This window comes from Nostoc sp. NMS4, assembly GCF_017115095.1.
Lineage (GTDB): Bacteria > Cyanobacteriota > Cyanobacteriia > Cyanobacteriales > Nostocaceae > Nostoc.
This window is the reverse complement of record NZ_JABXKI010000264.1, coordinates 1-7,524: the sequence shown is the minus strand read 5'-3', so window position 1 is coordinate 7,524 and position 7,524 is coordinate 1. Positions and strand designations below refer to the sequence as shown.

The 7,524-nt window shown below is 42.6% G+C and carries 7 protein-coding genes; 3 read left to right on the top strand and 4 right to left on the bottom strand.

All coding sequences use genetic code 11. The features are described 5' to 3' along the window. On the bottom strand, positions 1 to 260 hold a 260-nt coding region (locus HWQ37_RS24460), incomplete at its 3' end, for a hypothetical protein (RefSeq protein WP_292752036.1). Between the two features lie 418 nt (positions 261 to 678). Here HWQ37_RS24460 and HWQ37_RS24455 point away from each other — a divergent pair. Both HWQ37_RS24455 and HWQ37_RS24450 read left to right on the top strand, forming a co-directional pair. Then, positions 679 to 1,284: a DUF3318 domain-containing protein gene (locus HWQ37_RS24455; RefSeq protein WP_292752033.1), complete on the top strand. Its 606-nt coding sequence runs from the start codon at positions 679 to 681 to the stop codon at positions 1,282 to 1,284. A 161-nt stretch (positions 1,285 to 1,445) separates the two neighbouring features. Then, positions 1,446 to 1,637, top strand: coding sequence for a hypothetical protein (locus tag HWQ37_RS24450; RefSeq protein ID WP_292752030.1), 192 nt, complete (start codon positions 1,446 to 1,448; stop codon positions 1,635 to 1,637). Positions 1,638 to 1,835: 198 nt separating this feature from the next. Here the strand turns inward: HWQ37_RS24450 and HWQ37_RS24445 are convergent, their stop codons facing one another. Further along, positions 1,836 to 2,237 carry a hypothetical protein gene (locus HWQ37_RS24445; protein ID WP_292752027.1) on the bottom strand — a complete coding sequence of 134 codons (402 nt, stop codon included), beginning with the start codon at positions 2,235 to 2,237 and terminating at the stop codon, positions 1,836 to 1,838. Between the two features lie 252 nt (positions 2,238 to 2,489). Then, on the bottom strand, positions 2,490 to 5,567 hold the full coding sequence (locus HWQ37_RS24440) for a class II glutamine amidotransferase domain-containing protein (protein WP_292752024.1): 3,078 nt from the start codon (positions 5,565 to 5,567) through the stop codon (positions 2,490 to 2,492). A gap of 854 nt (positions 5,568 to 6,421) precedes the next feature. Here HWQ37_RS24440 and HWQ37_RS24435 point away from each other — a divergent pair. After that, a complete protein-coding gene (locus tag HWQ37_RS24435; protein ID WP_292752021.1) occupies positions 6,422 to 6,529 on the top strand; it encodes a transposase family protein in 108 nt (35 codons plus the stop codon). Between the two features lie 352 nt (positions 6,530 to 6,881). Here the strand turns inward: HWQ37_RS24435 and HWQ37_RS24430 are convergent. After that, positions 6,882 to 7,524 (bottom strand): HisA/HisF-related TIM barrel protein (locus tag HWQ37_RS24430; RefSeq protein ID WP_292752018.1); only part of this gene is annotated, 643 nt, incomplete at its 5' end.

The following is a 7,524-nucleotide window of genomic DNA, read 5'->3' as shown; positions in this document are numbered from 1 at the left end:
TATGTAGGATTGTAATCTGGTTGATTCGGTATATCTTTTGGCGGGCGATCGCTACTCCAAGCCCACCAGACAGAACCACAGTGACAGTAGTAGAACTCTTGCCATTTGCGACGATGGTCTTCTGTAAGTACAGGCGATCGCCGATTTAGCCAAACTTTTTCAGCTTCTAGGCTACTTGAGTGGCAGTTAGGACAGCAAAAATCATAAGCGTGTATTGCCTTATTCGTCCATTCAGGTGGGAGGGGAGCAAAAGCGTCCATATAGTTACAAATATAGTCTTAATGGCGATCCAAAACTTTCAGGTTTTGAATTTGGCGGCAAATGAATACTCTTAAAATCCCGCCACATTATCAAACTGCTTAATCAATATTCTTATCAAAGCAGAATTCAGGAGTCAGGAGCCAGAATTCAGAATTGAATTCTGTGCAAGTGGCGAATGAATAAGCGGCGTTTTTGCACCCCCTAAAAGTGAAAATTTAGCGGTCTACAATTAGTGGTGGGTCTGAATCCTCCACTTTCTTGTTCTGACTCCTGAATTTTGGCTTCTGGATTCTTCTTCAAGGCTCGATCTGAATCTATTCAAGACTGCGAGAGCATCGCACAAATCAAAGGTTAACACGAAAAGTTTATTTTTTACACACCTAGTTACTATGCACATTATGGCTAATAATTAAAGTTATGGAGCCAAATGTTGAAATTCGCCGTTTGTTAGATGTGATGCCGGCTTCTGGGCGGATGACGACTAAAATCGTTAGTAAGCCAGAGCAAGCAAAAGTGATTGATGCTTCCTTTCCCCAACCGTGGAACCAAGCGCGACCGATATATATTAATTTTGATTTGTGGCGACGCTTGCCAAAGCCGCAACGAGACTTGCTGCTGTTGCAGATGGTTAGCTGGTTGACGGGGGTGAAGTGGTTTAAACCCGACATTTATCAAGGTGTGGTGTTGGCTGGGCTGTTAGGCGGATTCTTGGAAGCAGCACAGTCAGATGTAGTGGGTGTAGTCGTAGCTGGGGGATTAAGTGCGATCGCGGCTTTTCGGATCTGGCGCACTAATAAATCTCAAGAGTCGGAGTTAAATGCCGATGCCGCCGCAATTAAAATCGCACAACGGCGCGGTTATTCAGAAGTTGAAGCAGCACAGCATCTATTATCTGCAATTGAAGCGGTAGCCAAAATTGAAGGGCGTTCCAGTTTCAATTTTACTGAGTTGATTCGCTGCCAAAACTTACGAGCGATCGCAGGTTTATCACCAGTCGGCATACCAGAAAGTTATGATAAGTAGAATAAATGTCTCTGCTGCCCATTTGTAGCAACATTTAACTGACTTAGATATTAAAAACTGGGGAGTTTTGTCATACCTTCTCGGTATCGCTTATCAGGTGATTACCTCATGTGCTAAAACTTAACTTAAATTCTGTCAGTGACTAGCTGGAGTTGATGGGAATGAGTACCTTAATTTTTATTGCCTTGATCGGGGTTTACGGAGGCGGCGTTTGGAAGTTTTGGAATGGGTTTGGACGGACTAATTTCAATCCAACTTTGACCAATCGGATTGGTTTATCTTTGCTATGGCCTGCTTTGTTTATTACAAATCAATCTTATCGTCGAAACTTTAGAAAGGCATTGAAGGGCTAGGGATTAGTTAGTATTAAGCCTAACGTTATCCGATCCTGACGGTGGGATAATTCTCAACATAAAATATCCCAACCTCCCTTCCCTACTAGGAGAAAAAAGAGGTTGGGTTTGATCCTTTTAGGAAGAACCAGAGGAATTAGGGAGGGATAACTTCGTTAACCGTTGGGAAAGTATTTCAGCTGATGAATTTACGAATTATTAGTGATTGGTTAGCAGATGGATTGCTCCACCTACAGCAGCACCATCAACAGCATTGCCAAGGGTATCTTTGCCATCGCCAGTAATTACACCAGTTACCGCGCTAGTTCCTGCACCGACTCCGACATCTTGAACAGCGTTGCGATGACGGCGATTGTGAGTCTTTCTCAGACCATTTGCACCATTGACAGCTGCACCGGTGACAGCACCGCTAGCAGCATTTCTTAATACATTATGCCGTCCCCTAACTGCTCCGGTTACAACATTGGTAACAGCCCCAATACCTGCATCTCTTAGTACTTGGTCATCAGCAGCTGCGGGTTTGGCAGGAACTAAGGTGACACCAGCTAAACTTGCTGCCATGAGGCTGGGTAAAAGTGCGCGTTTTAGGATTTTATTCATTGTGTTACCTTCTCAAAACATCAAACAATTGTCTCAAAACCAAAGTTACTAGAGTCTGAATTTTTATCTGAACAATAGCAACTATTTATTGTTTGACAATATATATATCATTGCATTTGCAAGGTCATAATTGCATCTACTGAAAGCATGAATATAAATTCAGTCCAGAGAAGGCCTTGCTGATTTTTAAACTGAGGCTTTAACTTGACACCAATGGCAAGATGCCCACCACCCTAATAATGATTATTATTCTTACTTAGTAACTGGATATTTTATTTTCTGGGAGTCCCCAAGACTGTCAAGATTGACTGCTGATACAGGCGAAGCCGTAGTCATAATTTTTGTTCGGCTTTGAGACTTCCAGTGTTGATATTGCAGTATTGGAAGAAAGGAAGCGACCTTTTTCGCCAATGCCCAGAAGAAGACATAACCTGCCAGCAAACGCTCAAAGGAGCTAAAACGCGATTCTCTTAGTTCTTCAACAATTTCCTTTTCTCCGATTGGTATGTTGGTTTTTTGGCGGAAGGAATCGATATCGCTCCACAAAATTATCGTCTCATGTCCCTGACCTTGAAGCATTGGATTGTGTCCAACTGTCACAATTTCTGGCCCTGCACCGAAATTTCTAATGCCATTGGCTTGCTTGCCCGTCATAATCGTTACATTTTCTTCTTGTTTTTGCATCTGACCTCTGCGTCCGTCGGGTACGCCAAGAAAAATCAACGTCCCTCTAACGATACGATGTCCGAAGCGATGCAACATCTGATCTTGGGGATTATCGCTATGTACTTCAACAGAAGCAATCCCATAACTAAGAGAAAACAGTTTGCTGATATAAGATTTCAAAAGTTGGTGTACCCAAGGTAAATCGCCAATTACTAAAGTTCTTTTTCCTGTACGGGCCAAAAGTTGCCGACCTTGAAAACAACGCAGTGCCAACGTCCACAACCAAGGGCCGAAGACGTAGATAGCAATATCTGCCAAAGTAATAACAGGCGCAACAAACGTTAATAAAAATGAATTGCCCTGCAAACCAGCTACCCAGAGAACCAAACGAAAAAGGGTATTTGCCAGTGGAATTGTTTGACCAAAAGGAATTGTCCAGCCAACCGTTATCAACACATATAATGCATGAATTCCCCAAACAATCGGCGTTTCTATAATGTGCATCGCCCATTGGCGGCCTCCTCTAACGAGTTTTTCATGCTCGGGGGATTTAACTATCCCTTTGCCAGCAGTGGTTCCCGTAATGGTGACAATATTTTGATAGATAAAGTTATCCTTAATTAGTTCTAGTTCTAGGATGCTTTCTTCGGATAAAATCATACCTAGAGGCCTATAATTGGGGCATCCTTGTAGCATTCGTTTAGCGAGATACAACAGTAATTCTGTCAGGGTTTGTTGCAATGCGGCAGTTGAGAGGGTACAGGGTTCGGCAGTTCTGCGTCCGCTATTCGTGGTGAAAATTCTGCTCCCAAAAACAGTCCTATTGCCATGAGTTTGACCGATCGCGCCTCCCATGAGACTATCTAATTCCTCGGTCATAATAAAAACCTGGCCGATAATTCCTTTTTGGTGAAGTTGCTCACAGGCGTTAGTCGCCTGTAGAGTAGAAAAGGTTTGGCCTGACTGACTAATCGCCAGCACCAGCGAGCGTTCTCCTAATTTAAGACCACTAAAGTCGTGTTGTAGGATTTTTAAAAGTTCGTTGGAAGAAATTGTCTTGACATGCAAACAAGGGAAGATCGTTTTTAAATCTTCAGCGAATCTTTCGCCAATCCATAGACTACTTTCTACCCCAGTAATGAGCAGATCGACAGCTTTGGAATGCCCTATTTCCGTTATTCCTGCTTGCATCACTTTCTGGCGCTTTTCTTGAAAACGCTGTGCTTTTTCGATGAAAATATTGGCGAGATAATCGGCGCTTTGACGGTTAAAAGACCAACTATCGCGCCAAGATACCTCAATTTCTCTCATGATCTGTGGAATTTCTCGAATGTCTCGTTCGACCGGATCTTTAGTTTCTGTTTTGTGAGGTTTGATGCTGGGATTGTCTGCCATCGGGATTTGTCTTGACCTCAATTCCGATTTCAGCAGATCGCGTCCCGCACTCATAGAATAGACAGTAACATCGTTATAGGAAATCGAGGCAATTTCTCCATTTTTTTGATCGAGATCCAAACGCCAAGACTCCGAAAAACCAAACAAAACGGCATTGACGGCAGCGGGTTCGGAAGCATAGACTAGATATTCTTGCGGTCTGTTGCAACCGATGGAAATTGGCTGACCTTTTGAACTTACTACCAGCCTTTCTTGGTCTAAGGTAGAAGCGACTACTAAACCAAAACTCCCCTCCGCTTTTGAGATAAAGATTTTTGTTGCTTGATAAGAATCGTTGTGAAAGAAACTATAAATTGCTGTTTTGACAAAGGCAGTTCGGTTTTGCGGCGACCATTGCGCGATCTCGCTATTTTTACTGATTTCCCACAAGACATCTTCTTCAAAGCGATCGAGGTATTTTTCGTATAAAAGCTGGTCTGTATTTGAAAAAAGCGTTGCGTAAAACTCAAAGACGCGATCGAATATCTTGGACCAGCTATTGAGTTTTTCCTCAGAGGGCGCTGTATTTGGCCCATCTTTAGACGCTTCCTCTCCTCCAAATGCATCCTCAATTGCATTGGCAATAGTCAGTTGATAGGCAAGTCTAACTGAGGCATCCCACATTCCCTTGGCAATTAATAAATCCATCATTCCCGCAATTTTTGGGGAGTCGGCAGAAGTTGCATTGGGCGTATGCAATACTCTTTCTAACCACAAACCCAGTTTGTCATTTGCGATCGCTTTACCAAAAATCGTCCAAGCATCAAAGTCTCCGTTGTGGGTAATGCGATGGTTGACGTTTTTTGTGGTACGTACCCATTCGCCGTTTTTAACTTGCCAAACCGAGGCATATCTCGCGCTCGTCCATTCGTGCCAATGGGTTTCTAAAATAGAAGGGGCGCTGCTGGTTCCATAGCGATAATGCCAAGCTCCCATTATTGTCGATTCTAGCGGTTTTATCCCTTCTAAAACCGCTTTATTTCTGACCCAAGCAAAGGCAGTTTCTAAAGATTTTGTTAAATTGTTTCTTTTGAGATTAACTATTTTTTTGCCAACTAATAAAATCTGGTTATTTTTATCGCAGCCAAAAACCAATCCGCCGCCTGCTTGTTCGCCACGAACTTCAGTTTCGTGACCCATTTTTTGAGAAATTTCTACAAATCTTTTTGGTAAAAGTTCATTGCCATCTTCGGATTTTCTTTTCCCTACCAATCCAAAATTTCCACACATGATTTATTATCCTCAAGACTTAGAGCCTATTTTTAAAGTGCAGATAGCCAGTCGGTAAAAAGGTTATGACCATGACGGTGATAAATTTGCGCTTTGTGTTTGGCTGATGCTTAAAGCTTGCGTAGCAGCTTACGCCGTACTGAGCAAGAATTTTAGGCAGGACTTACGCAACTCGCACAAAATGCGGTGGGGCGAAGCCCCACCACGCGGTAATTTAATAAGTGAGATTTGCTGAAGAAGTCTTTTCGTAAGAGGATGTTTGAAAAGTGTTTCGCGGTGACTTTAGGCACTTTTAGATCCCCCATAACCCCACTTAAAAAGGGGAGAACCGGAATCAAAGTCTCCCTTTTTAAGGGGGATTTAGGGGGATCTAGAACGTTTTGTTACCGATAAGAAGACTTTTCAAACATCTTCTAAGGGCTAAGAGGCAGCAGGGGAGTTACAAACTACCCTAAATCTATCTTTTGAATCCGAAAAAGTAATTGATTTTTTGCGATATCAAGCACTTATTAGATGCTTACTATTATCACACTTTAACTAGGATAATAATATTTTTATTACTTATTATATTTGTAGTTAAGATTTGCGGTTTAAATGCAGGGTAAGATCATCTAATTTAGTATAAAATTGACTTGACAAATTCAGCAATACAAGCATAGCCAACGGGATAAAAAACGTACTTGACATCAGAGCAAGATAAGTGAGATGACTTCCATGCTGTAGTCGAAAAACTCAAGGAATAAAGCTTTATCTGTGAGGGGTTTGAAATAAAATCTGCTCAAGCCAAGGAAAGTTCTCGTCCAGGGCGAAGGTCTACAGAGATAGAATCCATTGGAGCTATTCAACAGAGTTTAGTGGAGCATTTCTCTGACATCAAAGACCCAAGAGTAGAGCGAACCAAAAAACATCAACTCACAGACATTCTGGTAGTTGATACTGAAGCTGTGGCTTTGCCGCACTGACACCAATTTTGCCAGTCACAGAGATTGTAAGTATAAAAATTTACTAAATCATCACTTTATTCACGAAGAGTGTGATTCAAAGTTAGATGAGGAAGGGGTTTTACAGTTTTCTGCGATCAATGTTGCGCCGCAGCTGCAACGAGACTTTTGTGCGAGTTGCGTAAGTCCTGAAATATTATGGGTTTGTAGTAAGCACTTCAGTGCTTAAAAATCCAGGACTAAAGTCCTTACTACGAACTTATTTACCCCTCGCACTAGCCATTCCAAGATTCATATATTTAATCAGCAACGCCGAACAAAACTACTGTCTACAAATAGACTGCATTTGGGAACTTAGCGAAGACAGAAAATCTCAAGCAAAGCTAGAAAAACCGAGATTCGGTGGAATATCCTGAATCCGTCCAGGCCCGATCGCTCGTAATGCTTCTTTGAGTAAAATATCCCCAGTATACAAAGCACGTCCGACAATTACGCCAGTCACGCCTTGAGGTTCTAACGCTAACAAACTCAACAAGTCGGTGACAGAACTTACCCCGCCAGAGGCAATTATCGGAATGGAAATTGCGGCTGCAAGTTCTCGCAAAGCTTCTAAATTTGGCCCTGTAAGTGTACCATCGCGGTGGATATCTGTGTAAATTATGGCGGCTGCACCCAATTCTTGCATTTGTACAGCCAGTTGAGTTGCTAAAACTTCTGAGGTTTCTAACCAGCCGCGAGTTGCTACTCGGCCATTACGGGCATCAATACCGATAATAATTTGTTCGGGAAATTCTTCACACAGTTCTTGCACTAACTGGGGTTGTTCTACGGCGATAGTTCCGAGAATCGCCCACTGTATGCCTAGATTGAATACTCGTTGTACGCTGGTGCGATCGCGCAATCCGCCACCAATTTCAATGGGTACTGACACCGCACGTGCGATCGCTTCAATTGCCCCCAAGTTTACTACTTTACCTGCTTTGGCACCATCTAAATCAACTATATGCAATCTGGTA

Coding starts and splice junctions, on each gene's coding strand:
- HWQ37_RS24455 (WP_292752033.1), top strand. CDS start 679: ATGGAGCCAAATGTTGAAATTCGCCGTTTGTTAGATGTGATGCCGGCT.
- HWQ37_RS24450 (WP_292752030.1), top strand. CDS start 1,446: ATGAGTACCTTAATTTTTATTGCCTTGATCGGGGTTTACGGAGGCGGC.
- HWQ37_RS24445 (WP_292752027.1), bottom strand. CDS start 2,237: ATGAATAAAATCCTAAAACGCGCACTTTTACCCAGCCTCATGGCAGCA.
- HWQ37_RS24440 (WP_292752024.1), bottom strand. CDS start 5,567: ATGTGTGGAAATTTTGGATTGGTAGGGAAAAGAAAATCCGAAGATGGC.